Source organism: Burkholderia sp. THE68, assembly GCF_009938265.1.
Classification (GTDB): Bacteria; Pseudomonadota; Gammaproteobacteria; order Burkholderiales; family Burkholderiaceae; genus Caballeronia.
In genome coordinates this window covers 133,591-156,493 of record NZ_AP022316.1, presented here as the reverse complement: position 1 = coordinate 156,493, position 22,903 = coordinate 133,591, and the positions used below count along the sequence as shown (strand labels likewise).

The 22,903-nt window shown below is 63.3% G+C and carries 24 protein-coding genes; 2 read left to right on the top strand and 22 right to left on the bottom strand.

The features are described 5' to 3' along the window. Nucleotides 1-75: 75 nt before the first annotated feature. From purF to leuC, 16 genes are all read right to left on the bottom strand, one after another. Nucleotides 76-1,623 (bottom strand): amidophosphoribosyltransferase, encoded by a 1,548-nt coding sequence (gene purF / locus BTHE68_RS14245; protein ID WP_162067011.1) that lies wholly within the window; start codon nt 1,621-1,623, stop codon nt 76-78. A 143-nt stretch (nt 1,624-1,766) separates the two neighbouring features. After that, nucleotides 1,767-2,300, bottom strand: a complete 534-nt coding sequence (locus BTHE68_RS14240; protein ID WP_162067010.1) for a CvpA family protein — start codon at nt 2,298-2,300, stop codon at nt 1,767-1,769. A gap of 9 nt (nt 2,301-2,309) precedes the next feature. After that, on the bottom strand, nt 2,310-3,179 hold the full coding sequence (locus tag BTHE68_RS14235; protein ID WP_162067009.1) for an SPOR domain-containing protein: 870 nt from the start codon (nt 3,177-3,179) through the stop codon (nt 2,310-2,312). Between the two features lie 42 nt (nt 3,180-3,221). Beyond that, entirely contained in the window at nt 3,222-4,532 is a 1,311-nt protein-coding gene (folC, locus tag BTHE68_RS14230; RefSeq protein WP_162067008.1) for a bifunctional tetrahydrofolate synthase/dihydrofolate synthase, read from the bottom strand. A 79-nt stretch (nt 4,533-4,611) separates the two neighbouring features. Continuing rightward, nucleotides 4,612-5,484, bottom strand: coding sequence for an acetyl-CoA carboxylase, carboxyltransferase subunit beta (accD, locus tag BTHE68_RS14225; protein ID WP_162067007.1), 873 nt, complete (start codon nt 5,482-5,484; stop codon nt 4,612-4,614). Nucleotides 5,485-5,554: 70 nt separating this feature from the next. Beyond that, nucleotides 5,555-6,358: a tryptophan synthase subunit alpha gene (gene trpA / locus BTHE68_RS14220; protein WP_162067006.1), complete on the bottom strand. Its 804-nt coding sequence runs from the start codon at nt 6,356-6,358 to the stop codon at nt 5,555-5,557. Nucleotides 6,359-6,431: 73 nt separating this feature from the next. Further along, nucleotides 6,432-7,307, bottom strand: a complete 876-nt coding sequence (locus BTHE68_RS14215; protein WP_162067005.1) for a DNA-methyltransferase — start codon at nt 7,305-7,307, stop codon at nt 6,432-6,434. A gap of 11 nt (nt 7,308-7,318) precedes the next feature. Next, nucleotides 7,319-8,512, bottom strand: coding sequence for a tryptophan synthase subunit beta (trpB, locus tag BTHE68_RS14210; protein WP_162067004.1), 1,194 nt, complete (start codon nt 8,510-8,512; stop codon nt 7,319-7,321). 49 nt (nt 8,513-8,561) lie between these two features. Beyond that, on the bottom strand, nt 8,562-9,230 hold the full coding sequence (locus BTHE68_RS14205) for a phosphoribosylanthranilate isomerase (protein ID WP_162067003.1): 669 nt from the start codon (nt 9,228-9,230) through the stop codon (nt 8,562-8,564). Continuing rightward, nucleotides 9,227-10,030 carry a tRNA pseudouridine(38-40) synthase TruA gene (gene truA, locus BTHE68_RS14200; protein ID WP_162067002.1) on the bottom strand — a complete coding sequence of 268 codons (804 nt, stop codon included), beginning with the start codon at nt 10,028-10,030 and terminating at the stop codon, nt 9,227-9,229. The genes BTHE68_RS14205 and truA overlap by 4 nt, the downstream gene beginning before the upstream one ends. Continuing rightward, the gene (locus tag BTHE68_RS14195) at nt 10,030-12,042 is read right to left on the bottom strand and encodes a FimV/HubP family polar landmark protein (RefSeq protein WP_162067001.1); all 2,013 of its coding nucleotides are present in this window, start codon (nt 12,040-12,042) and stop codon (nt 10,030-10,032) included. Before BTHE68_RS14195 ends, truA begins: the two co-directional genes overlap by 1 nt. 151 nt (nt 12,043-12,193) lie before the next feature. Then, nucleotides 12,194-13,315 (bottom strand): aspartate-semialdehyde dehydrogenase, encoded by a 1,122-nt coding sequence (gene asd / locus BTHE68_RS14190; protein WP_162067000.1) that lies wholly within the window; start codon nt 13,313-13,315, stop codon nt 12,194-12,196. Nucleotides 13,316-13,397: 82 nt separating this feature from the next. After that, the gene (locus BTHE68_RS14185) at nt 13,398-13,592 is read right to left on the bottom strand and encodes a hypothetical protein (protein ID WP_162066999.1); all 195 of its coding nucleotides are present in this window, start codon (nt 13,590-13,592) and stop codon (nt 13,398-13,400) included. A gap of 107 nt (nt 13,593-13,699) precedes the next feature. Further along, entirely contained in the window at nt 13,700-14,767 is a 1,068-nt protein-coding gene (gene leuB / locus BTHE68_RS14180) for a 3-isopropylmalate dehydrogenase (protein ID WP_162066998.1), read from the bottom strand. A 28-nt stretch (nt 14,768-14,795) separates the two neighbouring features. Next, nucleotides 14,796-15,446 carry a 3-isopropylmalate dehydratase small subunit gene (leuD, locus tag BTHE68_RS14175; RefSeq protein ID WP_062255134.1) on the bottom strand — a complete coding sequence of 217 codons (651 nt, stop codon included), beginning with the start codon at nt 15,444-15,446 and terminating at the stop codon, nt 14,796-14,798. Nucleotides 15,447-15,471: 25 nt separating this feature from the next. Next, complete coding sequence (gene leuC, locus BTHE68_RS14170; RefSeq protein WP_162066997.1) at nt 15,472-16,881, bottom strand: 3-isopropylmalate dehydratase large subunit; 1,410 nt, start codon at nt 16,879-16,881, stop codon at nt 15,472-15,474. A 346-nt stretch (nt 16,882-17,227) separates the two neighbouring features. On the opposite strand from leuC, the gene BTHE68_RS14165 reads away from it, so the two are divergent. Continuing rightward, complete coding sequence (locus tag BTHE68_RS14165) at nt 17,228-17,476, top strand: AbrB/MazE/SpoVT family DNA-binding domain-containing protein (RefSeq protein ID WP_061176904.1); 249 nt, start codon at nt 17,228-17,230, stop codon at nt 17,474-17,476. Continuing rightward, a complete protein-coding gene (locus BTHE68_RS14160; RefSeq protein ID WP_162066996.1) occupies nt 17,470-17,790 on the top strand; it encodes a type II toxin-antitoxin system PemK/MazF family toxin in 321 nt (106 codons plus the stop codon). The genes BTHE68_RS14165 and BTHE68_RS14160 overlap by 7 nt, the downstream gene beginning before the upstream one ends. 75 nt (nt 17,791-17,865) lie before the next feature. Here the strand turns inward: BTHE68_RS14160 and gltA are convergent, their stop codons facing one another. The 6 genes from gltA to sdhC form a co-directional block, all read right to left on the bottom strand. Beyond that, nucleotides 17,866-19,167: a citrate synthase gene (gltA, locus tag BTHE68_RS14155; protein ID WP_162066995.1), complete on the bottom strand. Its 1,302-nt coding sequence runs from the start codon at nt 19,165-19,167 to the stop codon at nt 17,866-17,868. Between the two features lie 136 nt (nt 19,168-19,303). Continuing rightward, nucleotides 19,304-19,585: an FAD assembly factor SdhE gene (locus BTHE68_RS14150; RefSeq protein WP_162066994.1), complete on the bottom strand. Its 282-nt coding sequence runs from the start codon at nt 19,583-19,585 to the stop codon at nt 19,304-19,306. Between the two features lie 12 nt (nt 19,586-19,597). Beyond that, a complete protein-coding gene (locus BTHE68_RS14145) occupies nt 19,598-20,299 on the bottom strand; it encodes a succinate dehydrogenase iron-sulfur subunit (RefSeq protein ID WP_162066993.1) in 702 nt (233 codons plus the stop codon). A gap of 18 nt (nt 20,300-20,317) precedes the next feature. Next, a complete protein-coding gene (gene sdhA, locus BTHE68_RS14140; protein WP_162066992.1) occupies nt 20,318-22,093 on the bottom strand; it encodes a succinate dehydrogenase flavoprotein subunit in 1,776 nt (591 codons plus the stop codon). A gap of 5 nt (nt 22,094-22,098) precedes the next feature. Further along, nucleotides 22,099-22,467: a succinate dehydrogenase, hydrophobic membrane anchor protein gene (gene sdhD, locus BTHE68_RS14135; RefSeq protein ID WP_061180612.1), complete on the bottom strand. Its 369-nt coding sequence runs from the start codon at nt 22,465-22,467 to the stop codon at nt 22,099-22,101. Nucleotides 22,468-22,469: 2 nt separating this feature from the next. Continuing rightward, nucleotides 22,470-22,880, bottom strand: coding sequence for a succinate dehydrogenase, cytochrome b556 subunit (gene sdhC / locus BTHE68_RS14130; RefSeq protein WP_062256792.1), 411 nt, complete (start codon nt 22,878-22,880; stop codon nt 22,470-22,472). Nucleotides 22,881-22,903 lie beyond the last annotated feature (23 nt).

The following is a 22,903-nucleotide window of genomic DNA, read 5'->3' as shown; positions in this document are numbered from 1 at the left end:
GTTTTCAGGCTCGCGACGTAAAAAAACCCGCTTGGTCCTTGCAGACGAAGCGGGCTCGCATGAAGCGCCGGAAGCTTACTCGACCGATAGTTGCAGATGCAACTGCGAGCGCGTCATACCGCCGTCCTGCGCGTCGCTCGCCGCGTCGCGATCCGACTGCGATTGCGGTGCGAGACGCGCGGTTTCGATGCGATCGAGATAATCGGTCGTCACGTCGCCGGTGATGTAGTTGCCGTCGAAGCACGAGGCTTCGAATTCCTTCAGCGCCGGGTTGATGTCGCGGATCGCGTTCTTCAGGTCTTCCACGTCCTGATAGACGAGATAATCCGCGCCGATCATGCGCGCGACTTCGTCATCGCTGCGGCCATGCGCGACGAGTTCGCCGCGCGTCGGCATGTCGATGCCGTACACATTCGGGAACTTCACCGGCGGCGCGGCGGACGCGAAGATCACCTTGCTCGCGCCGGCGTCGCGCGCCATCTGCACGATTTCATGCGAGGTCGTGCCGCGCACGATCGAATCGTCGACGATCAGCACGTTCTTGCCCTTGAACTCGATGCCCATCGCGTTCAGCTTCTGGCGCACCGATTTCTTGCGCACCGCCTGACCCGGCATGATGAAGGTGCGGCCCACGTAGCGGTTCTTGAAGAAGCCCTCGCGATACTCGACGCCGAGCTTCGCGGCCACCTGCATCGCGGCGGGGCGCGACGAATCGGGAATCGGCATCACGACGTCGATCGGCACATCGGGCAGCACGCGCTTGATCTTCTCGGCGAGGTAATCGCCCATGCGCAGACGCGCGTTATAGACCGGCACGCCGTCGAGGCAGGAGTCCGGACGCGCGAGATACACGAGCTCGAAGATGCAGGGGTTGAGCTCGGGCTTCTCGGCGCATTGATGGCTGTGCAGGTTGCCTTCCGCGTCGATGAAGATGGCTTCGCCCGGCTCGACATCGCGCACGAACTCGAAGCCGATGCCCTCGATCGCCACCGATTCCGACGCGACCATCCACTCGACGCCCGTCGTCGTTTCCAGCTTGCCGAGCACGAGCGGACGGATGCCGAACGGATCGCGGAACGCCACGAGGCCGTAGCCCGCGATCAGCGAGACGATCGCATACGAACCCTTCACGCGGCGATGCACGCCCGCGACCGCCTTGAACAGCGCGGTGGCGTCGAGTTGCAGGCCCGAGCTTGCGAGCTGCAGTTCGTGCGCGAACACGTTGAGGAGCACTTCGGTATCGGATGCGGTGTTGATGTGCCGGCGGTCGATGCGGAACATCTCGTCCTTCAGCTGCATCCAGTTCGTGAGATTGCCGTTGTGCGCGAGGATGATGCCGAACGGCGCATTCACGTAGAACGGCTGGGCTTCTTCCTCGCTCGACGCGGAACCGGCGGTCGGATAACGCACCTGGCCGATGCCCACGTTGCCCGGCAGGCTGCGCATGTTGCGCGTGCGGAACACGTCGCGCACCATGCCGTTGGCCTTGTGCATGTGGAAGTTGTTGCCGTTCGCCGTGGCGATGCCCGCCGCATCCTGTCCGCGATGCTGGAGCAGGAGCAGGCTGTCATAGATCAGCTGATTGACGGGACTTTGGGAAACTACACCTACGATGCCGCACATGGCATGGTCCTTCAAAGAGTCGAAACGGGTAGACAAGGCGTGGCCCGGATCTCATCGACGCTTCTCTCGAAATCTGGCCGTAACGTGGCCGGGTCGAAGCGTCTTCGAGCCGTCTCGCGTTCCTCGTGTAGCCGGCCGTTCGTCTATTGTGCGGCGTCTGGCGCCAGTCCGCTCGGTTGAGGAGCGACATGCACATACGCGGCGAGCGTATCGGGGAGCAGCGGTTTCAATTCGCGCACGCCTTGCTCGGCCATCGGCCTCAGCAGCGCATTGCGCCAAAAATCCTTTTGCGGCAGTTCGGTCAAGCCAGCCAGGGCGACCAGTATCACTACCAATATAGCGCCTCTCACGAGGCCGAACAGCAAGCCCAACGAGCGATCCACGCCGCGCAGGCCGGTCACTTCGGTGATGCGCGTCAACAGCGCCGACAGCACGCTCGACACGAGCAGCACCGCCGCGACCACCAGCAGGAACGCCACGAGCCACTGCGTGAGCGCGCCGCCCGGCCATGTCGCCGGAATATAGGGCACGACGAACCCGACGAAGCGCCCTGCGATCAGAATGGCTGCGATCCAGCCGACCAGTCCGAACGCCTCGGCCAGCAGGCCACGCCACATGCCGCGCAGCGCGGACAGGCCGATCACGGCCATCACGGCGTAGTCGAAAGCGGTGAACATCGAGCCTGCTTAATTCGATGTCGACCGGGTGCCGCCGCCCAGGCCGGCCTGGCGCACCTTCACGAGCGCCGCCTGCGCCGCCGCGCGATCCGGGAACGGACCCGCGCGCAGCAGCGACTTGGTCGCGCCGTCCGACTGCTTGCGATGTTCGAGATATGCGGGCACGCCCGCGGACTTCAACTTGTTGACCCAGTTCTGCGCGGCGGTTTCGTCGTCGAACTGGCCGATTTGCAGCACGAAACGGCTGCCGGCCGGCGACGACGGCGTGTTCGCGGCGCCCGCAGCCGCGTTGGCGGCGGAGTTCGCGGTGGCGTCGTCGGAGGGTTCTGCGGCTTGCTGTTTCGCGTTCTGGCTCGCGACCGCGGCGGGCTTCGACGGCTTCGTCTCGGCCTTCGCTTCCGGCTTCGGCTGTTCCTTCGCTTCGGGCTTGGCCTGCGCCGTCGCGGCCGGTGCTGCGGCCTGCGGTTGCGTCACGCCGGCCGCGACACCACCTGAAACGCCCGCCGGCGCTTCGTGCGCGACGCCAGCCTGCGTGTCCGCGTCATTCGCGTCGCGCGACTGCTTCGCGGCAGGCGCCGGGCGATTGGGAATATCGATGGAAATATCGTCGGTGACGGGCTTCGGGCGCGAATCCAGCACCATCGGCAAAACGATGACCGCAGCCAGCACCAGCGCGACCGCGCCGATGAGTCTGCGGCGCGCACGCTGTTTCTCGGGGAGGGTGGGATCGAGCATCATCGCGTCGGTGTCGGTGCGCTCGCTACGGTCGGATCTGCGCGTGCGGCGTTCCGTGCGGACGGTGTGACGCGAGCCGCGTGAGGAATCGGAGGATGCGTCGCGACCGGAGTCGTCTTTCTTGCCGAACGAGAAGAGTCCCATGTATCGCTTGGTGCTGACGGCCGACCGTCTGGGTGATGCTGCTCAGTGATGCTGCGACTTACGGTAGGCCATGACGCCTGCTACCGTGTAGAAACTGCCGAAGACCAAGATTCTATCATTTTCGGAGGCACGGCCTAAAGCATCTTGAAAAGCTGCGGCCGGCGTTTCAAACCGGAAAACGCTGCTGTCGGGGCCATCGTTGACACCGGCCTCGCGCAATGCGTGCTCCAGTTGCTCCGCCGAGGCAGCGCGCGGCGTCGGCAGTGCGGTGACGTTCCAGTGATCGATCTCGCCCTTCAACTGATTCACGACGCCTTCAATGTCCTTGTCGCGCATTGCGCCAAACACTGCGTACGTGTACGGAAAATAGCCCATGTTGCCGAGATTTTGCGACAAAACGGCGGCAGCGTGCGGATTGTGCGCTACATCGAGAATGATCTGCGGCTTGCCCGGCAGCACCTGAAACCGGCCCGGCAACTCGACATTGGCGAGGCCTAGACGAATGTCCTGCGCCGATACAGGCAGGCGCGCGCGCAGCGCTTCAAGCGCCGCCAGCGCCGCCGAGGTATTGATCAGTTGATTCGCGCCGCGCAGCGCCGGATAGGCCAGGGCCGAGCGCCGCTGCTCACGCCCGATATAGCTCCATTGCTGGCGCTCGTTGCCCGGCTGCGCTTCGTAACGGAAATCGCGTCCGACGAGCCACAGGTCCGCGCCGACCGCCTCGGCGTGGTCGATGAGACTCTGCGGCGGCGAAGGATCGCCGCACACGGCGGGCGTGTTCGACCGGAAAATCCCCGCTTTCTCGAAACCGATTTTCTCGCGCGTATCGCCGAGATAGTCCGTATGGTCGATATCGATGCTCGTGATCACCGCGCAGTCCGTATCGACGATATTCACCGCGTCCAGACGCCCGCCCAGCCCCACTTCGAGAACCACCGCGTCGAGCCCGCGCGAGGCGAACAGATGCAGGATCGCAAGCGTCGTGAATTCGAAGTAGGTCAGAGAGACCGGCTCGGCGAGGCTCGCGCGCGCCTTTTCCACCGCCTCGAAATGCTCGAGCAGCTCGGCGTCGCTGGCTTCGGCGCCATCGATACGCGCACGCTCATTGAACGACAGCAGATGCGGCGACGTATGGCAGCCGACGCGATATCCCGCACGCAGCAGAATCGTTTCGATGATCGCGCACGTCGAGCCCTTGCCATTCGTGCCGCCGACGGTAATGACCGGACAATCGAAATGCAGGCCGAGCGCGTCCTTTACCTTGCCGATGCGCGCGAGGCCCATGTCGATGCCGACCGGATGCGCCGCTTCCAGATGGGCGAGCCAGGCGTCGAGAGTGGGGAAAGTGTTCATTTTCGAGATCGGAGAAAAGCAAAACGCCGCGCGAAAACCGTAGGGCTCTCGCGCGGCGCAGCGCTGCAAAATCAGCAACTCAAGCGACGGAATCGGCGGGTTGCCGCGTCATGAGCGCCATCAACTGGGCCAGTTCTTCGCGCATCTTGCGGCGATCCACGATCATGTCGATCGCGCCCTTCGTCATCAGGAATTCGGCGCGCTGGAAGCCTTCCGGCAGCTTTTCACGCACGGTCTGCTCGATCACGCGCGGGCCGGCGAAGCCGATCAGCGCTTTCGGCTCGGCGATCACGACGTCGCCGAGGAACGCAAAGCTGGCGGACACGCCGCCCATCGTCGGGTCGGTCAGCACGGAGATGAACGGCAGCTTGGCGTCCGAGAGTCTCGTCAGCAGCGCGGTGGTTTTCGCCATCTGCATCAGCGAAAGCAGGCTTTCCTGCATGCGCGCGCCGCCGGAAGCCGTGAAGCAGATGAACGGCACGTTCTGCTCCAGCGCGTTGCGCGCGCCGCGCACGAAGCGCTCGCCGACCACCGAGCCCATCGAGCCGCCCATGAACGAGAATTCGAAACACGCGACGACGCACGGAATCGTGTGGATCGCGCCGCCCATGACGACCATCGCATCGGTTTCGTCGGTATCCTCCATCGCTTCCTTGATGCGGTCCGGATACTTGCGGCTGTCCTTGAACTTGAGCGCGTCGACCGGCACGACTTCCTGGCCGATTTCATAGCGGCCTTCCGGATCGAGCAGACGGTCGAGCCGCTCGCGCGCGCCGATACGCATGTGATGGCTGCACTTCGGGCACACGTGCAGGTTCGCCTCGACGTCGTTGCGATACAGCACGGCCTCGCACGACGGGCACTTCACCCACAGGCCCTCGGGAATGCCCTTGCGGCTTTTGGGATCGGTTTGCTTGATCTTCGGCGGCAGCAGTTTGTCGAGCCAGCTCATCGTTTTTCCTTGACTGATCGGTCGCCGCGCGGCGCACGTCCGAATCGGACGGCCCGCGGCGGCGCGTATTTTACTGTGCGGCGTCGAGCGCCTGACGAATTTCGGCGATGAAGCTCGTCAGCGACGCAGCTGCGGCGTCCGGTTTCGCCTCTTCGAGCAGTTGCACGAGGCGGCTGCCGATGACGACGGCGTCCGCGACATCGGCGACGGCGCGCGCGGTCTGGGCATCGCGAATGCCGAAACCGACGCCAACCGGCAGGGGCACATGCGACTTGATGGCCGGGATTTTACTCGCGATGCTGGAAACGTCCAGATTTGCCGCGCCGGTCACGCCCTTCAGCGATACGTAGTAGACATAGCCGCTCGCGATCTTGCCGACCGCCGCGATGCGATCGTCCGTCGATGTGGGAGCGAGCAGGAAGATCGGATCGATGCTGGCGGCGCGCATCTTCTCGCCGAATTCGATCGCTTCCTCGGGCGGGTAATCGACCACCAGCACGCCGTCGACACCCGCTTCCTGCGCGGCTTTCGCGAACGCATCGGCGCCCATGCGCTCGATCGGATTCGCATAGCCCATCAGCACGACGGGTGTTTTGTCATCGGTTTCGCGAAAGCGCGCGACATCCGCGAGCACGCTCTTCAGCGTCACGCCGCGCGCGAGCGCGCGCTCGGACGAGCGCTGGATGACGGGGCCATCGGCCATCGGATCGGAAAACGGCACGCCGAGCTCGATAACATCCGCGCCGCCCTTCGCCAGCGCGTGCATGAACTCGACCGTCTGCTCCGGATTCGGGTCGCCCGCCGTGATGAACGGGATCAGACCTTTCTTTCCCTGCGCGGCCAGGGCCGCAAAAGTTTGCTTGATTCGGGACATGAGAATTCTCGTGAACGTTCGTTAGCGCCGATGCTTCTGTCAGCATCTGACGCGATCAGCGACGAAAAAGGCGCTATTCGGCAGCTTGAGCGGTGTCGGTGACAAGAAGCGTCTTGCGGCGCGCGCGAACCGGTTCATCCGGACTGAGTCGCGCGGCACGTGCTTGCGCGACGCGGCTTTCCGCGATCGCGCAGTAGTCCGCGTTGATCTCATAACCGATGAACTGCCGGCCGTGACGCGCGCACGCGACGCCGGTCGTGCCGCTGCCCATGAACGGATCGAGCACGCGGCCACCCGGCGGACAACTCGCGAGCACCATGCGCTCGACGATTTCCAGCGGCTTTTGCGTGGGATGATCCACGCGCTCCGCGTGTTGCCTGTGCAGGCGGGACACCGACCAGACGTCCTTCGGGTTGTAACCGAGTTCCAGCCACTTGCTGCCTTCGAAAATCTTGCGCGAACGCGCCTTTTTCGTCTCTGCGTCGTAGGGGATGCGGACCGGATCGAGATCGAAGTAATAATCCTTCGATACCGCGAAATAGCCGATGTTATCGTGCACTGACGTAAATTTACGCGTCGTTCCGCCCATGCTCGGCACGCGCCGGTCCCAGACGATCTCATTGATCATCATGAGACGACGCTTCAGGAACACGAACAGTTCGGGCGAGTATTGCCAGGTGCAGAAGATGTACAGCGAGCCGCTCGGCTTGAGTTTCGGGATCGCCAGATCCAGCCAGCGATACGTCCACTCAAGAAAAGCGTCGCCGGACAGCATGTCCGAGTCGTTCCCGTAATCCTTGCCCAGACCATAGGGCGGATCCGCGACGATCAGATCGATCGACGCGTCGGGAATGTTCGCGGCATCGGCCAGGAAATCGCGGTTGCGGATGTCGCTGCCGGCGCCCTGAAGCGCGCCTGCGGACAACGGCTCGTCGATGACGGTACGCATCTATCAGGCGCTCAGAACTGGATGCCCGATCGCTCCGCGACCGTGTGCATATCCTTGTCGCCCCGGCCCGACAGATTGACGAGCAGCACCTTGTCGCGCGGCAGCGTTTTCGCGAGCTTCGCGCCGTAGGCGAGCGCGTGGCTCGATTCCAGCGCCGGAATGATGCCCTCGATGCGGCAGCAGTCATGGAACGCCTTGAGCGCTTCTTCGTCGGTGATGCCGACGTATTCCGCGCGCCCCGCGTCCTTCAGCCACGCGTGCTCCGGACCGACGCCCGGATAGTCGAGACCCGCCGAGACCGAATGCGTCTCGATGATCTGCCCGTTCTCGTCCTGCAGCAGATACGTGCGGTTGCCGTGCAGCACGCCGGGGCTGCCGCCCATCAGCGACGCCGCATGACGCCCGGTATCGATGCCGTCGCCCGCCGCCTCGACGCCGATCAACTTGACGTCTTTATCGTCGATATACGGATAAAAGATGCCCATCGCGTTCGATCCTCCGCCCACGCAGGCGATCACCGCATCCGGCTGGCGACCGGTCATTTCCGGCATCTGCACGCGGCATTCGTCGCCGATCACGCGCTGGAAGTCGCGCACCATCATCGGATAGGGATGCGGACCTGCCACCGTGCCGATGATGTAGAACGTGTTCTCGACGTTCGTCACCCAGTCGCGCATGGCTTCGTTGAGCGCATCCTTGAGCGTCTTCGAACCGGATTCGACCGGCACGACTGTCGCGCCGAGCAGCTTCATCCGATAGACATTCGCGGCCTGACGACGCACGTCTTCCGCGCCCATGTAGACCACGCATTCCATGCCGAAGCGCGCGGCGATCGTCGCCGTCGCCACGCCGTGCTGACCCGCGCCCGTTTCGGCGATCACGCGCGGCTTGCCCATCTTGCGGGCGAGCAGCGCCTGACCGATCACGTTGTTCACCTTGTGCGCGCCGGTGTGATTCAGGTCTTCGCGCTTCAGGTAAAGCTGCGCGCCGCCGAGCATTTCGCTCCAGCGCTTCGCGTGATAGATCGGCGACGGACGGCCCACGTAGTGCTTGAGCTCGTACTCGTACTCGGCGAGAAATTCGGGATCTTTTTGTGCCGCCTCATACGCGACGCGCAGTTCGTCGAGCGCGTGGATGAGCGTTTCGGAGACGAACACGCCTCCATATTGGCCGAAATGGCCTCTTTCGTCTGGCAAGTTGTACATTGCGTCACTCTCTCGGTTACGCGGACCGGCAGCGCGGCCCGCGTTCGAATCACCCGGCATCCGCCGCGCGCACCGCGCGCACGAATGCCGCCATTCGGGCGGGATCTTTCACGCCCTTGGCGCCCGGCACTTCGATGCCGCTCGAGACATCGACCGCGTACGGGCGCACACGCCGAATGGCGTCACTGACGTTTTGCGCGTTCAACCCACCACTCAAAACGGCCCGATGCCCGAGATCTGTTGGGATAAGTGACCAATCGAATACCTTTCCACCGCCGCCGAAGCCCTCGACGAGAGCGTCGAGCAGAAGACCGCCTGCGGCTTTGAACTTGAGAGACGATTCTATCAAATGGCTTGTAGACGCATCAGCCCCAATTCGCACTGCGCGCCAATAGGATAAACCCGCAACTGCCGCGAGTTCCTCGCATTGCTCCGGAGTTTCGTCGCCGTGAAACTGCAGCAGGGAAAGCGGCACGTTCGACGTGACTTCGCGAATCCACTCGGGCGTCGCATTCACGAAAAGCCCGACCGCCGATACCAGTGGCGGCACCTGCCGCGCCAGCTCGACTGCCTGCGCGACGCTCACCGAGCGCGGGCTCGGCGGATAGAACACGAAGCCCACGGCATCCGCGCCGAGCGCGACGGCGTGCTGCACGTCCTCGACGCGCGACAATCCGCACAACTTGATGCGGGTGCGATGCAAATCTCGTTCTGTCATTTCGGCTCGGCCCAGATGGCGCTCCAGGGCATGCTGGCGATGTGCGGCGGCGGCACCGCGAAGCGTTCAGGATAGCCGACCTCAGCCAGATACAGCCCATCGGGCATGAAGGTCGGCGCGGCGGCGCGGCGGTCGCGTGCGGCGAGGACATCGGCCATCCAGGAAGCCGGGTGACGGCCTCGCCCGATCGCGACGAAACATCCCATCAGGTTGCGCACCATGTGATGCAGGAACGCGTTGGCGCGAAAACGGAAGTGGATGAAATCGCCCTGCTCGCGCACGTCGATCTGATAAAGATGCTTCACCGGCGTTTTCGACTGGCAATCGGCCGCGCGGAACGACGAAAAATCGTGCTCGCCGATCAGACACGCAACCGCATCGCGCATCGCGCCTGCATCGAGTGGCGTATGCACCCAGCCCGCGCGTTTCGACAGCATCGGCGAACGCACCGGATTGACGTATAGAACGTAGAAATAGGTCCGTTCGAAGGCGGCGAAGCGCGCGTGAAAATCGTCGGGCATCGGCTTCGCCCATTGCACGGCGACCGTGTCCGGCAGAAACGCGTTCGTGCCGCGCACCCACGAGAACGCCGTGCGATCGAGATCGGTATCGAAATGGACGACCTGACCGAGCCCATGCACGCCCGTGTCCGTGCGCCCGGCGACGACCGTCTGCAGCGGCGTCTGCGCGAACTCGGCGAGCGCGCGCTCCAGTTCGTTCTGGACCGTCTTGCCGTGCGGCTGCGACTGCCAGCCGCAAAACGCCGAACCGTCGTACTGAACGCCCAGTGCAATACGCATCAGGAATGCGGCGCGAGCGTCGACAGGAGCGTGGCGGCCTGCTGACGCGTCGCCGGATCGTTCGACTCGATCACTTCCTGCAGCAAGGTGCGCGCGCCCGAAAGATCGCCCAACTCGATGTACTCAGCGGCCAATTCGAGCTTGTTGCGCGCGATGGTCGCGAGTTGCGCCGGCGTGAGGGCGGGAATCGGCTCGGTGGTGCTCGACGCCGCGCCGAGATCGAAATCGAGGCTCAGCGGCCCGAATCTCGTCGCGCCCAAGCCTGCCACCGACGCCGCACCGGCCGTGCCGGCTTCGATCTGCGAAGCGACGGACTGCGCCTGCGATTGCGGCGGCTGCGCCGGATCGGGCCGCGCCACCGGTTGCGGGACGAACGGCGCCTGTTCGATCGGTTGCGTCAAGGACGGCACCTGTTGCAGCGCCTGCGGATGCGCCTCCTGCGGCGGCGCAAGCTCAGCCGGCGGCGAGGCCAGCGTGGCCGGCTCCGTGATCGCGGGCGGCTTGATCGTCAGCTCCATGCGCGGCGGCAGTTCCATTTCGAGCGAACCCAGCGCCTGAATCGCGTCCTGCGGGAACTTCGGCATCGGAAAGCGATGCGCGAGCACCGGCTCCTCGTCCGGCGCGATACCCGATTTTTCCGCTTCGCGCGCGGCCAGTTCCTCGATGTCGCGCTGCTCGGCGGCACGCTGCTCGGCAGCCTGCTCTTCCGCAGCGCGCGCCTGCAATTCCCGCAACTCGGCTTCGCGCGCGATGATCTCGCGTGCGGCGGCGTCGCGCGACTGCTCCTCGCGCTCGGTCACCTGACGCAATTCGGCCTCGCGCTGCTCGGCTTCGCGGGTAGCCATTTGATGGGCGAGCGCTTCTCGCGCGGCGGCTTCGCGCGCACGAATCTCGCGCTCCTCGGCCTCCTGCGCGGCTGCCTGACGTGCCGCGGCCTCGCGTTCCTCGCTTTCCCATTTCTCGGCCTCGAGGCGGGCCGCCTCGCGCGCCTCGATTTCGCGAAGGTGTGGCTCGTGCGCGCCGGCGTCGGCTGCGGGGGCTTCGGGCAAGGGCGGAACGAAGTCGGCGTGTCGAGCCGCGGGCGCGACGGGCGCGAAGGGCTCGTCGCGAGCCGGTTGCTCTGCGGGCTTCGATTCGGTCGTCGGCGGCAATTCGCTCTCGACGCTCGCTGCCGTCGCGGCTGCAGCGCCGACGCCCGCACTCACCGCCGCAGCTTCACGCTCCTTGCGAAGCGCTTCATTGCGCGCGGCCGCATCGGCTTGCGCTTCTTCGAGGCTGGAGAAGGTTCGCGGAGCGCGATCGAGGTCGCCGCTCGCTGCCGCGCGCCGCTTGCGACGGCGCATCCTGAGCAGCAGCGCACCGATCACCACCAGCACGATCGCGACGATGAACGGCGTCAGGCCGATCGTCGCGGCGGTCGCGCCTTGATGACCCGCGGATGCGGGCGCCGCGCTGGCTGGCGCACTCGCTGGAGCCGGCGTCGCAGACGCGGCCTCGGGCTGTGGCTCCGGCGCGGAGGCGACCTCCGCAGGCGCGCTCGCCTGCGGCTCGATGGCCGATGCGGGCGCCGCTGGCGCTGCGCTCTCCGATACCGGCGCCGCGGCTTCCGGAGCGGGCGCAGGAGCCGGAGCGGGCGTCTCGGCGGGCGCGGAAGGGGAAGCCGCAGCCGTCGCCCCACCCAGATCGGCCGGCACGTTCAGCACGGCGCCGAGTTTCAGCTTGTTGATATCGTGATTTCCGAACGCGCTCGGATTGGCGTCGAACAGCGCACGCGCAGCACGCGCGCGTACGTCGCGGTCCTTCGATCCGGTGAGCTCGCCAGCGATATCGCTCAACGACTGCCCCGGCTTGACCGCGTACGTCTGCCCCGTCGCGCCCGGCGCCGCCGCACTGCTCGCCTGGGCGAGCGCATCGCCGGGATTCGCCCAGAACATCGCGCATACGGCGAAACTTGTCGCGGCGAGCGCCGCACGCGATGACGAAAGGAGAGACCGGCGAGGTCGTTGGATCATTGAGGCTCCGGGTCCGGCAAAAAATTGAAACGTACGGCGAGAACGGCTCGGCCGACACAGCTTTGCAACAAAACGACGCGCAAACAAAAAAGCGCCGCGAGAAACGCGACGCTTTTCATGCTGGCACGCGCTTCCAGGCGCGTAGTTTACTTTACTTGTCGAGCAGAATGCGCAGCATGCGGCGCAGCGGTTCGGCCGCGCCCCACAACAGTTGATCGCCAACAGTAAATGCGGACAGATATTCGCCGCCCATCGCCAGCTTGCGCAGACGGCCGACCGGCACCGTCAGCGTGCCCGTGACGACTGCCGGCGAGAGATCGCGAATCGACGCGTCGCGCTCGTTCGGCACGACCTTTACCCAGTCGTTCGCCGATGCGAGGATGCCGTGCACTTCGTCCAGCGGCACGTCCTTCGTGAGCTTGATGGTGAGCGCCTGCGAGTGGCAGCGCATCGCGCCGATACGCACGCAGAGGCCATCGACGGGAATCGAGCCCGGCGCGCCCATGGCCGGCTTGCCGAGAATCTTGTTGGTTTCCGCGCCGCCCTTCCACTCTTCCTTCGACATGCCGTTGCCGAGATCCTTGTCGATCCACGGAATCAGCGAGCCGGCGAGCGGCACGCCGAAGTTGTCGACGGGCATGCGCTCGCCGTTCATCGCGGCGAGCACGCGGCGATCGATGTCGAGAATCGCCGACGACGGGTCCGCCAGATCTTCCTTCGCCGCACCGTAGAGCACGCCCATCTGCTGGAGCAGTTCGCGCATGTTCTGCGCGCCCGCGCCCGAGGCGGCCTGATAGGTCATCGCGGTCGTCCATTCGACGAGGTTCTCGCGGAACAGGCCGCCGAGCGCCATCAGCATCAGGCTGACCGTGCAGTTGCCGCCGATGAAGTCACGACCGCCCTTCACGAGCGAATCCTTGATGACGTCCAGATTCACCGGATCGAGGATGATGACCGCGTCGTCCTTCATGCGCAGCGCCGAGGCCGCGTCGATCCAGTAGCCCTTCCAGCCCGCCGCGCGCAGCTTCGGATACACCTCGTTGGTGTAGTCGCCGCCCTGGCACGTGATGATGGCGTCGCACTTTTTCAGGTCGTCGATGCTCGTCGCGTCTTTGAGCTTTGTCTCGTTCTTGGCGAACGACGGCGCGTTGCCGCCCGCATTGCTGGTGCTGAAGAACACCGGTTCGATCAAGTCGAAATCGCCTTCCTGCTGCATGCGTTGCATCAGGACGCTGCCGACCATGCCGCGCCAACCAACGAGACCTACGTTCATGACTAACCTTTCCTAGTGGACGCTTCCCCGCATCTTTACCCGGCGTGGCCGCGCGGGGAAGACGCTCGGACACGAGGGACGATCAGCGAATCGTGATCGCTTTGATGGAGATTTTCGTAATGCGCGTTTTCAGGACGCGTTTGACCGCGTCGATGCGCGTGCTGATGGCGAGTTCCGTCGCGACGACGTTTGAGCCGCGTCCGATGGAATCCAGAGAGAATTGAGAGTTCTTCGCCATGACCAAAGAATATACACGATAACCCGATGTTTTCGTCACGCGCTTGCGGCACGCGTGTGAAAATCGTGCGGATCGTGCGCGAACATCGGTAAAAAGAGACGATCGGCCGCGCTTTAGCTTGCAACCGCCGATCGTCTTTTCGGCGCTTACAGCGCCTTCAGCACCGCATCGCCCATTTCCTTCGTGCCGACGACCTTGCCGTCCGCCGTGGCGATATCGCCGGTGCGATAGCCCTGCTCCAGCACCTTCTTGACCGCGCTTTCGATGCGATCGGCCTGCTCGGTCTTGCCGAGCGAATAGCGCAGCATCATCGCGGCGGAAAGGATGGTCGCGAGCGGATTGGCGACGCCCTTGCCCGCGATGTCCGGCGCGGACCCGTGCGACGGCTCGTACAAGCCCTTGTTGTTCTTGTCGAGCGACGCCGACGGCAACATGCCGATGGAACCGGTGAGCATGGCGGCCTCGTCAGACAGGATGTCGCCGAACATGTTGCCGGTCACGACGACGTCGAACGCCTTGGGCGCTTTCACCAGTTGCATCGCGGCGTTGTCGACGTACATGTGCGACAGCTCGACGTCCTGATATTCCTTTGCGACGTCGATCATCGTGTCGCGCCACAGTTGCGACGTTTCGAGCACGTTGGCCTTGTCGACGCTCGTCAGCTTCTTTTGACGCTTCTGCGCCGCCTGAAACGCGACGTGCGCGATGCGGCGCACTTCGGGCTCGGAATAGCGCATCGTGTCGAAGCCTTCCTTCGCGCCTTCGAACGGGCCGTCCGGCGCTTCACGCAGGCCGCGCGGCGCGCCGAAGTAGATGTCGCCGTTCAGTTCGCGGACGATGAGAATATCGAGACCCGACACGATCTCCGGCTTCAGCGACGACGCGCCCGTCAGTTGCGGATAGCAGATCGCCGGACGGAAGTTCGCGAAAAGCTGCAGATGCTTGCGCAGGCCGAGAATCGCCTGCTCCGGACGCAGCGCGCGTTCGAGCTTGTCGTACTTCCAATCGCCGACCGCGCCGAACAGGATCGCATCGGCTTCCTTCGCGAGCGCCAGCGTCGAATCGGGCAGCGGATGGCCCTTCGCCTCGTAGCCCGCGCCGCCGACGGGCGCTTCTTCCAGCTCGAACTTCTCGCCGAGCGCGTTCAGGACCTTGACCGCTTCGGCGGTGATTTCCGGACCGATCCCGTCGCCGGGCAGAACTGCAATCTTCATCGTCTCTTCCTTCTGTGCGTGTATCGATTTATCCGACGAGCCGGTGATTCAGCCACGGCTGCTTCGCGAGCCGCTCGGCTTCGTATTGCCTGATCTTGTCCGCGTGACGCAGCGTGAGGCCGATGTCGTCGAAGCCGTTCAGCAGACAGTACTTGCGAAAGCCCGGCACTTCGAACGCGTACTCGGTGCCGTCGCCTGTACGCACGACTTGCGCTTCGAGATCGATCGTCAGCTGGAAGCCGACGAACGCATAGGTCTCGTTGAACAGCTTGTCGACTTGCTGCTCCGTCAGCACGACCGGCAGCAGGCCGTTCTTGAAGCAGTTGTTGTAGAAGATGTCCGCGAAACTCGGCGCGATGATCGCGCGAAAGCCGTACTGATCCAGCGCCCACGGCGCGTGCTCACGCGAGCTGCCGCAACCGAAGTTCTTGCGCGTGAGCAGAACGGACGCGCCCTGATAGCGCGGCTGATTCAGCACGAAGTCCGGATTGAGCGGACGCTTGCTGTTGTCCTGACCGGGCTGGCCGACATCGAGATAACGCCATTCGTCGAACGCATTCGGACCGAAGCCGGTGCGCTTGATCGACTTCAGGAACTGCTTCGGGATGATCGCGTCCGTGTCGACGTTCTCGCGATCCAGCGGCGCGACGAGGCCGCTATGCACAATGAATTTTTCCATGATCTTTTCTCTGTATCCCGGTTGATCACGCAAGCTTGCGCACGTCGACGAAGTGGCCTTCGATCGCGGCGGCGGCGGCCATCGCGGGGCTCACGAGGTGCGTGCGCCCGCCCGCGCCCTGACGGCCTTCGAAGTTGCGGTTCGACGTCGAGGCGCAGCGCTCGCCCGGATCGAGCCGGTCCGCGTTCATCGCGAGGCACATCGAGCAGCCCGGCTCGCGCCATTCGAAACCGGCGTTCGTGAAGATCTTGTCGAGGCCTTCGTGCTCGGCTTGCGCCTTCACGAGACCCGAACCCGGCACGACCATCGCGAGACGGATGTTCGACGCGACGCGCTTGCCCAGCGACTTCACGACATACGCGGCCGCGCGCAAGTCTTCGATACGCGCATTGGTGCACGAGCCGATGAAAATCTTGTCCGGCTTGATGGATTCGATCGGCGTATTCGGTTGCAGCGCCATGTAGGTCAGTGCGCGCTCCATCGCATCGCGCTTGACCGGGTCCTTTTCCTTCTCGGGATCGGGCACGCGGCCATCGATCGAGGTCACCATTTCCGGCGATGTGCCCCACGTCACCTGCGGCACGATCTCGGCGGCGTTCAGTTCGACGACGCGATCGAACTGGGCATCTGGGTCCGATTTGAACTGGCGCCAGTATTCGACCGCCTGATTCCACTCGACGCCATGCGGCGAGTACGGACGGTCCTTGAGGTAATTGATGGTGGTGTCGTCGACGGCGACCATGCCCGCGCGCGCGCCTGCTTCGATCGCCATGTTGCAGACGGTCATGCGGCCTTCCATCGACAGGGCGCGGATGGTCGAGCCGCCGAATTCGATGGCGTAACCCGTGCCGCCCGCCGTGCCGATCTTGCCGATGATCGCAAGCACGATGTCCTTCGCGGTGCAGCCGCGCGGCAACGGGCCTTCGACCTTCACGAGCATGTTCTTGCTCTTCTTCTGCAGGAGCGTCTGCGTGGCGAGCACGTGCTCCACTTCCGACGTGCCGATGCCATGCGCGAGCGCGCCGAATGCGCCGTGCGTGGACGTGTGCGAGTCGCCGCAGACGATGGTCATGCCCGGCAGCGTCGCGCCCTGCTCCGGCCCGATGATGTGCACGATGCCCTGGCGCAGATCGTTCATCTTGAACTGCGTGATGCCGAAGGCGTCGCAATTTTGATCGAGCGTATCGACCTGGAGCTTGGAGACGGGATCGGCGATGCCGTGCGAGCGGTCGGTGGTCGGCACGTTGTGGTCCGACACCGCCAGATTCGCGCTGATGCGCCACACCGGGCGCTCGGCCAGCTTCAGGCCCTCGAACGCCTGCGGGCTCGTCACTTCATGCAGCAGGTGACGATCGATGTAGAGGATCGAGGTGCCGTCCTCTTCCGTGTGGATCACGTGCGTGTTCCACAGTTTGTCGTAGAGAGTCTGTGCCATGGTGAGCGCTTTCGTATGTGACTGCGGGGGATGGGTTGACCACTTGTGAGTCGATTATGCCACCGTCAAGGGGCGCCCGGGTAGTACTAGGCTACGAAAAAAGCTAATAAAAACAGTGGTTTGCGTAGTGGCGACAGTACCCGGATAAAGACTACCCGGATGGGGGCGGTGGTCGAAAGGGCATCTCTTCGCACGACTCGCTCAGCCCATCCGGCTGACTGGTCTGCGCTGGAGCGGCCTCGTATGGTTGATTGACCGCCCGATGCTCGCGAGTCAGAACGGCTATTGACGCCATTTCCCTTCTGGTAATAACATTGTAATTACACGAACAACCATGATCGATCTCATGAAAACCACCATCCGGAAGATGGGCAACTCGCAAGGGGTGCTCATACCCAAGCCGTTTCTGGCGCAACTGGGTCTGGAGAACGAAGTAGAGATGAACGTCGAAGACGATGCTATCGTGCTGCGTCGACCCCGTAGCAGAGTCCGCGAAGGCTGGGCTGAGGCAAGCAAGTCGATTGCCGCGAGCGGGGATGACAAGCTGGTGATGGGTGAGTTCGCCAACGACGATGATTCGGAGCTCGAATGGTAGCGCGCGGCGACATCTGGCTTGTGGCGCTCGACCCGACCTTGGGCAGCGAGATTCAGAAAACTCGGCCCTGCGTGATTGTTTCTCCGCCGGAAATGCACGACCACTTGCGCACTGTCATCGTCGCGCCGATGACTTCGAAAGGCGCCTCGGCACCCTACCGTATTCCCGTTTCGTTCAAGCGAAAGGAAGGACTCGTCCTTCTGGATCAGATGCGCAGCGTGGACAGGATGCGGCTCGTGAGGAAAGAAGGCACCCTGGCCGGCAAGACGCTGTCAGACGCGCTGCGCACGCTACAAGAAGTGTTTGCCGTCTAGATTGGCCCACAAAAACAAAAAGCCCCGGCAGTCACCCGCCGGGGCCTTCACACCTACCTGAAGCCGTGAATCAGCTTACCGCTTCGCCAGCGGCTTCGCTTCACGCGCCGTCTGACCGATGAACAACTGACGCGGGCGGCCAATCTTCTGCTCCGGATCCGCAATCATTTCGTTCCACTGCGCGATCCAGCCGACCGTACGCGCCATCGCGAAGATACACGTGAACATCGACGTCGGGATGCCCAGCGCGCGCTGCACGATGCCCGAGTAGAAGTCGACATTCGGATACAGCTTGCGCGACACAAAGTATTCGTCTTCCAGCGCGATCTTTTCGAGTTCCATCGCGAGCTTGAAGAGCGGGTCGTCGTGCAGGCCGAGTTCTTCGAGCACTTCGTGGCACGTCTCGCGCATCAGCTTCGCGCGCGGGTCGTAGTTCTTGTACACGCGGTGACCGAAGCCCATCAGCTTCACGCCCGAATTCTTGTCCTTCACCTGCTTGATGAACTCGGGAATGTTGTCAACCGAGCCGATCTCTTCCAGCATGTTCAGCGCGGCTTCGTTTGCGCCGCCGTGCGCCGGGCCCCACAGACACGCGATACCTGCCGCGATACACGCGAACGGGTTCGCGCCCGACGAACCGGCGAGACGCACGGTCGAGGTCGACGCATTCTGCTCGTGGTCCGCGTGCAGAATCAGGATACGGTCGAGCGCGCGCACGAGCACGTCGTTGACCTTGTACTCTTCGCACGGGTTGGCGAACATCATGTGCATGAAGTTCGCGCTGTACGACAGTTCGTTCTTCGGATACACGAACGGCTGGCCGATGCTGAACTTGTACGCCATCGCAACCAGCGTCGGCAGCTTCGCGATCATGCGAATGGCCGACACTTCACGGTGACGCGGATCGTTGATGTTCAGCGAGTCGTGATAGAACGCCGACAGCGCGCCCACCGCAGCCGTCAGCACGGCCATCGGATGCGCGTCGCGACGGAAGCCGCGGAAGAAGAAGTGCATCTGTTCGTGCACCATCGTGTGACGCGTGACCGTGTCCACGAATTCCTTGTTCTGCGCTTCGTTCGGCAGTTCGCCCTTCAGGAGCAGATAGCAGGTCTCGAGGAAGTCGGCGTTCACGGCCAACTGCTCGATCGGGTAGCCGCGATACAGCAGCTCGCCCTTGTCGCCGTCGATGTACGTGATCGCGGAGTTGCACGCCGCCGTCGACATGAAGCCCGGGTCATACGTGAACTTGCCGGTCTGACCGTACAACTTGCGGATGTCGATCACGTCCGGGCCCAACGTGCCCTTGTAGATCGGCATTTCGACGCTCGGCGAGTTGTCGCTGAACGATAGCGTGGCTTTAACATCTGACGGGGTCATAGCACATCCTCAATCGAAGTATGGATACAGGTTTTCGATAATTTGCACGACGGAAGCTGCGCGGCAAAACTGTTCGATCGGCCTGTGTGCATTGCAACAGGCGTATTTTGCAAAAATCCGCGAATTCCTGCTGGAATCACACGGTGCGCAGCGTTTCCAGCAAGCGGATCACGTCCGGCGTCGCCAGGTCGCCCTCAGGCTCCGTGCGCGCCAGCAGCAAGTCCATCAGTTCGTTGTCGCTCAGTTCCAGCAGACGGGTCAACGCGGCCACGTCGGCGTCACTGAGGTCATGCTCATATCGGCTGAAGAAACGCTCGAAGATCAGATCGTTTTCCAGCAGGCCGCGCCGCGCGCGCCAACGAAGGCGCGCCCGGCGAAGGGGATCGGACTGATGCGAGTTGTCTTGATTGTCGACCATCACATTGCCCACTCAGACAGCCCGCCGCACCATCAATTCCTTGATCTTGCCGATCGCCTTGGTCGGATTGAGCCCCTTGGGGCACACGTCGACGCAATTCATGATCGTATGGCAACGGAACAGACGATACGGATCTTCCAGGTTGTCGAGCCGTTCGCCCGTCGCCTGATCGCGGCTGTCCGCAATGAAGCGATAGGCTTGCAGCAGGCCCGCCGGTCCCACGAACTTGTCCGGGTTCCACCAGAAGCTCGGGCACGACGTCGAGCAGCTCGCGCACAGGATGCACTCGTAGAGACCATCGAGTTCATCGCGCTCCACCGGCGACTGCAGGCGTTCTTTCTCGGGCGGCGGCGTATCGTTGATCAGGTACGGCTTGATCGAATGATACTGGTTGAAGAACTGCGTGAAATCGCAGATCAGATCGCGCACCACCGGCAGACCCGGCAGCGGACGCAGCACGATTCGCTGCGGCAGTTCATTCAGGTTCGTCAGGCACGCGAGGCCGTTCTTGCCGTTGATGTTCATCGCGTCCGAACCGCACACGCCCTCGCGGCACGAACGACGGAACGACAGCGTCTCATCCACCGACTTCAGCTTCACCAGCGCGTCCAGCAACATGCGCTCGTGCTCGAGTTCGAGCTCATAGGTCTGCATGCGCGGCGCCGCGTCCTTGTCCGGATCGTAGCGATAGACTTCAAAAATTCTCTTTGCCATTTCTCTATCCTCGTGCGCTTAGAAGGTACGCGCCTTCGGCGGCACCGATTCGACCGTCAGCGGCTTCATCTGCACCGGCTTGTAATCCAGCCGATCGCCCTCGCTGAACCACAGCGTGTGACGCATCCAGTTCTCGTCGTCGCGATGTTCGTAGTCGCTGTGCGCGTGCGCGCCGCGGCTTTCCTTGCGCGCTTCGGCCGACACCATCGTCGCGCGCGCCACTTCGATCAGGTTCGCCAGCTCCAGCGCCTCGACCTTGGCCGTGTTGAACACCTTCGACTTGTCCTTCAGATGCACGTGCTTCACGCGCTCGGCCAGCTCCGCGATCTTGCCCACGCCCTCTTCCAGCAGCTTCGAGGTGCGGAACACGCCCGCGTGCGCCTGCATCGACGCGCGGATGTCGCCCGCGATGTCCTGCGTGTATTCGCCCGAGGTGGACTTCTCCAGCACCGCGAGACGTTCCATCGCGAAGTCGGCGGCATCGGCCGGCAGCGGCTTGTGCTCCTTCAGTTCTTTCGCGTGCTTGATGATGTGATTGCCCGCGGCGCGCCCGAACACCACCAGATCGAGCAGCGAGTTCGTGCCCAGACGGTTCGCGCCGTGCACCGAAACGCACGAGCATTCGCCCACTGCGTAGAAACCGTTGACCGGATCGTCGTAGCCCTTCGCGGTGCCCACGACCTGACCGTGCATGTTCGTCGGAATACCGCCCATCTGATAGTGGATGGTCGGCACCACCGGAATCGGCTCCTTGATGCAGTCGACGTTGGCGAACTTCAGCGCGATCTCGCGAATCGACGGCAGACGCTTCATGATCGTCTCCGCGCCGATGTGCGACAGGTCCAGCAGCACGTGATCCTTGTTCGGACCCACGCCGCGGCCTTCCTTGATCTCCTGGTCCATCGAGCGCGAAACGAAGTCGCGCGGCGCGAGGTCCTTCAGCGTCGGCGCATAGCGTTCCATGAAACGATCGCCGTTGGAGTTGCGCAGAATGCCGCCTTCGCCGCGCACGCCTTCGGTGATCAGCACGCCCGCGCCCGCCACGCCCGTCGGGTGGAACTGCCAGAACTCCATGTCCTGCAGCGCGATGCCGGAACGTGCGGCCATGCCGAGGCCATCGCCCGTATTGATGAACGCATTCGTCGATGCCGCGAAGATGCGGCCCGCGCCGCCCGTGGCGAACAGCGTGGTCTTGCCTTCGAGGATATACACCTCGCCCGTTTCCATTTCGAGCGCGGTGACGCCGAGCACGTCGCCATCGGCGTCGCGGATCAGATCCAGCGCCATCCATTCGACGAAGAAGTGCGTTTTAGCCGCGACGTTCTGCTGATACAGCGTGTGCAGCAAGGCGTGGCCGGTACGGTCGGCGGCAGCACAGGCGCGCTGCACCGGCTTCTCGCCGTAGTTCGCGGTGTGACCGCCGAACGGGCGCTGATAGATCGTGCCATCGGCGTTGCGATCGAACGGCATGCCCATGTGTTCGAGTTCATAAACCGCATTGGGCGCTTCACGGCACATGAACTCGATCGCATCCTGGTCGCCGAGCCAGTCGGAGCCCTTGATGGTGTCGTAGAAGTGATAGTGCCAGTTGTCTTCGCTCATATTGCCAAGCGAAGCGCCGATGCCGCCTTGCGCGGCCACCGTATGCGAGCGCGTCGGAAACACCTTCGAGAGCACCGCGACGGAAAGCCCCGCGCGCGCGAGCTGCAGCGATGCGCGCATGCCCGATCCGCCCGCACCGACGATGACCACGTCAAAGCGACGACGCGGCAGGGAAGTCTTGATTGCAGCCATGTTCTTTAAACTCTCCAGAGAATCTGTGCGGCGTAGCCGGCGCATCCGATCAGCCACAGGATGGTCAGCACCTGCAGCAGCAGGCGCACGCCCATGGGCTTCACGTAGTCCATCCAGATGTCACGAATGCCGACCCACGCGTGATAGAAGAGGCAAAGCAAGGCCACGAAAGTCGCAAGCTTCATCCACTGGGTCGCGAAAATGCCGGCCCAGCCTTCATAGGAGAAGTTATGCGCGCCGAAGAACCAGAACAGCAGAATGACGGTATAGATGGCCATCACGACCGCGGTGACGCGTTGCGCGAGCCAGTCGCGCAGACCGTAGTGAGCGCCGACGACCAGGCGCTTCGGACCAACTCGATTTTGCGTTGCCATGTTTAGAACACTCCGAAGATCTTGAGAGCCATCGCGAGCGTGAGCAACAGCGAAACGATCAGCACGATGAGCGCGGTCTGCCTGCCGCCTTCCTTGTTCACCGCGACGTGGGTGTCGAGCAGCAAAAAGCGAATGCCCGCGCAGAAGTGATGCAGATACGCCCACGACAGCACGAGCGTGATGATCTTGACGATGGGGTTGGCGAGAAAGCCCTTGAACGCGTCGAAGGAGATTTCCGACGTGAGGCTCTGATCGAGCAGATACAGGATAAACGGCAGACACACGAAGAGCAGCAAGCCGCTCACGCGATGCAGGATGGATACTTTCCCTGCCAGCGGCAAGCGATACTTCGCGAGTTGGCCGATTCCGATGTTCCGGTACTCGGGCCTTGGTTTTTTTACGGCTTCAGCCATGTTAGACCCCAACTTGTTAATAC

Bases quoted from the DNA above. Each gene is read 5' to 3' on its own strand.
- purF (WP_162067011.1), bottom strand. From the start codon at position 1,623: ATGTGCGGCATCGTAGGTGTAGTTTCCCAAAGTCCCGTCAATCAGCTG.
- BTHE68_RS14240 (WP_162067010.1), bottom strand. From the start codon at position 2,300: ATGTTCACCGCTTTCGACTACGCCGTGATGGCCGTGATCGGCCTGTCC.
- BTHE68_RS14235 (WP_162067009.1), bottom strand. From the start codon at position 3,179: ATGGGACTCTTCTCGTTCGGCAAGAAAGACGACTCCGGTCGCGACGCA.
- folC (WP_162067008.1), bottom strand. From the start codon at position 4,532: ATGAACACTTTCCCCACTCTCGACGCCTGGCTCGCCCATCTGGAAGCG.
- accD (WP_162067007.1), bottom strand. From the start codon at position 5,484: ATGAGCTGGCTCGACAAACTGCTGCCGCCGAAGATCAAGCAAACCGAT.
- trpA (WP_162067006.1), bottom strand. From the start codon at position 6,358: ATGTCCCGAATCAAGCAAACTTTTGCGGCCCTGGCCGCGCAGGGAAAG.
- BTHE68_RS14215 (WP_162067005.1), bottom strand. From the start codon at position 7,307: ATGCGTACCGTCATCGACGAGCCGTTGTCCGCAGGCGCGCTTCAGGGC.
- trpB (WP_162067004.1), bottom strand. From the start codon at position 8,512: ATGTACAACTTGCCAGACGAAAGAGGCCATTTCGGCCAATATGGAGGC.
- BTHE68_RS14205 (WP_162067003.1), bottom strand. From the start codon at position 9,230: ATGACAGAACGAGATTTGCATCGCACCCGCATCAAGTTGTGCGGATTG.
- truA (WP_162067002.1), bottom strand. From the start codon at position 10,030: ATGCGTATTGCACTGGGCGTTCAGTACGACGGTTCGGCGTTTTGCGGC.
- BTHE68_RS14195 (WP_162067001.1), bottom strand. From the start codon at position 12,042: ATGATCCAACGACCTCGCCGGTCTCTCCTTTCGTCATCGCGTGCGGCG.
- asd (WP_162067000.1), bottom strand. From the start codon at position 13,315: ATGAACGTAGGTCTCGTTGGTTGGCGCGGCATGGTCGGCAGCGTCCTG.
- leuB (WP_162066998.1), bottom strand. From the start codon at position 14,767: ATGAAGATTGCAGTTCTGCCCGGCGACGGGATCGGTCCGGAAATCACC.
- leuD (WP_062255134.1), bottom strand. From the start codon at position 15,446: ATGGAAAAATTCATTGTGCATAGCGGCCTCGTCGCGCCGCTGGATCGC.
- leuC (WP_162066997.1), bottom strand. From the start codon at position 16,881: ATGGCACAGACTCTCTACGACAAACTGTGGAACACGCACGTGATCCAC.
- BTHE68_RS14165 (WP_061176904.1), top strand. From the start codon at position 17,228: ATGAAAACCACCATCCGGAAGATGGGCAACTCGCAAGGGGTGCTCATA.
- BTHE68_RS14160 (WP_162066996.1), top strand. From the start codon at position 17,470: ATGGTAGCGCGCGGCGACATCTGGCTTGTGGCGCTCGACCCGACCTTG.
- gltA (WP_162066995.1), bottom strand. From the start codon at position 19,167: ATGACCCCGTCAGATGTTAAAGCCACGCTATCGTTCAGCGACAACTCG.
- BTHE68_RS14150 (WP_162066994.1), bottom strand. From the start codon at position 19,585: ATGGTCGACAATCAAGACAACTCGCATCAGTCCGATCCCCTTCGCCGG.
- BTHE68_RS14145 (WP_162066993.1), bottom strand. From the start codon at position 20,299: ATGGCAAAGAGAATTTTTGAAGTCTATCGCTACGATCCGGACAAGGAC.
- sdhA (WP_162066992.1), bottom strand. From the start codon at position 22,093: ATGGCTGCAATCAAGACTTCCCTGCCGCGTCGTCGCTTTGACGTGGTC.
- sdhD (WP_061180612.1), bottom strand. From the start codon at position 22,467: ATGGCAACGCAAAATCGAGTTGGTCCGAAGCGCCTGGTCGTCGGCGCT.
- sdhC (WP_062256792.1), bottom strand. From the start codon at position 22,880: ATGGCTGAAGCCGTAAAAAAACCAAGGCCCGAGTACCGGAACATCGGA.